This window comes from Thermoleptolyngbya sp. M55_K2018_002, from assembly GCF_015295965.1.
In the GTDB taxonomy this organism is placed as follows: domain Bacteria; phylum Cyanobacteriota; class Cyanobacteriia; order Elainellales; family Elainellaceae; genus Thermoleptolyngbya; species Thermoleptolyngbya sichuanensis.
This window is the reverse complement of record NZ_DVEA01000109.1, coordinates 1-1772: the sequence shown is the minus strand read 5'-3', so window position 1 is coordinate 1772 and position 1772 is coordinate 1. Positions and strand designations below refer to the sequence as shown.

Annotated in this window: 1 protein-coding gene; it reads left to right on the top strand. The window is 63.8% G+C overall.

Annotation, left to right across the window (positions count from 1 at the left end; genetic code table 11):
• Positions 1 to 1772: cobaltochelatase subunit CobN (locus IGS51_RS05470; RefSeq protein ID WP_297076905.1), on the top strand; the 1772-nt coding region annotated here is incomplete at both ends.

Sequence of the window (1772 nt, the reverse complement as noted above, 5' to 3'; positions counted from 1 at the left end):
GCCTCCAGTTTGTCGCCGATCTGGCCGCCGCCTGGGTGCGCCTGCGCCAAACGCCCCCCGCAGAGCGCCGCATTGCGCTGATCTTGGCCAACTATCCCACCCGCGATGGTCGCCTCGCCAACGGCGTTGGCCTCGACACCCCCGCCAGCACTGTCGAAATCCTGAAAGCCCTGAAGCAAGCGGGCTACACCCTGAGCGATATTCCCGCCACGGGCGACGACCTGATCCACCGCCTCACCGCCGGCCCCACCAACGACCCCGAAGCCCAGCACCGCCCTATCGCCCAGTCCCTCTCTGTGGAAGACTATCGGGCCTATTTTCAAACCCTGCCGCCAGCGGTGCAGCAACAACTGGGCGATCGCTGGGGAGATGGGTGGTGTCAGGAGTCTCAGGACGGCGTTCCCATTCCCGGCATCCAGCTTGGCAATGTTTTTATCGGCATCCAGCCCAGTCGCGGCTATGACCTCGACCCCAGTCTGAATTACCACGCGCCAGACCTGGAGCCAACCCATGCGTATCTGGCGTTTTACCATTGGGTGCGATCGCACTTTGGGGCCCACGCGATCGTTCACGTCGGCAAACACGGCAACCTGGAGTGGCTACCGGGCAAGAGCGTGGCGCTGTCGGCAACCTGCTATCCCGAAATCGCCCTCGGCCCGCTGCCCCACCTCTATCCGTTCATCGTCAACGATCCGGGCGAAGGCTCCCAGGCAAAGCGCCGCGCCCAGGCGGTGATTATCGACCACCTCACGCCGCCCCTCACCCGCGCCGAACTTTACGGCCCGCTCCAGCAGCTTGAGGCACTGGTGGATGAATACTACGAGGCGCAAAGCCTTGACCCATCGCGGCTACCTGTTATCCGCGATCGCCTCCTGACCCTGTTCCAGCAAACCCAGGTTTTGCAGGATTTGGGGCTAACGGCTGACTCTGCCGATTCTAGGGAAATTGAGGCGCTCCTGCCCAACCTCGACACCTACCTGTGCGAACTCAAAGAAGCCCAGATCCGCGACGGGCTGCATATTTTAGGACAATGCCCCAGCGGACGGCAGTTGCGAGATCTGGTTGTGGCGATCGCCCGCCATCCCACACCGGGATACGTCGGGTTGACAAGGGCGATCGCCGTGCGCTGGCATCTCGACCTCGACCCGCTCACTGCCGACCCCGCCCAGCCCCTCACGCCAGACCAAATCCACCGGACGCTCACCGCCCCCAAACTCGCTGCGAACCCCGCCACCCTCCGCAACGCCGCCGACCTGATCGACCTGATCGAGCAAGAAGCTGCCGCCCAGGTTGAACGAGCAATTGGAGATCTTGGAGATCAAATCAGGGAGCAACATCCAGGCCATCCAGTCGCAGAGCGCTCAGATCACGAAGCTAGGCATCTCCTCCCTTCAACCCTCTTGCCTGCCCTCCGCGCCACTCCCCAGGAACTCATCCACCTGTTGCGTGGGCTGGACGGGTGCTATGTGCCCAGCGGGGCATCGGGCGCACCGACGCGGGGGCGGCCGGAGGTTTTGCCAACCGGACGCAATTTTTATTCGGTGGATATCCGCGCTATTCCAACGGAAAGCGCCTGGGATGTCGGCCGCAGAGCAGCAGAGGCGCTGGTGGAACGCTATACCCAGGAACACGGCGACTATCCACAAACGCTGGGGCTGTCGATGTGGGGCACGGCGACCATGCGGACGGGTGGCGACGACTTGGCGGAAGCGCTGGCGCTGCTGGGCGTGCGGCCCGTGTGGGATGGCGCGTCGCGGCGCGTGGTGGATTTT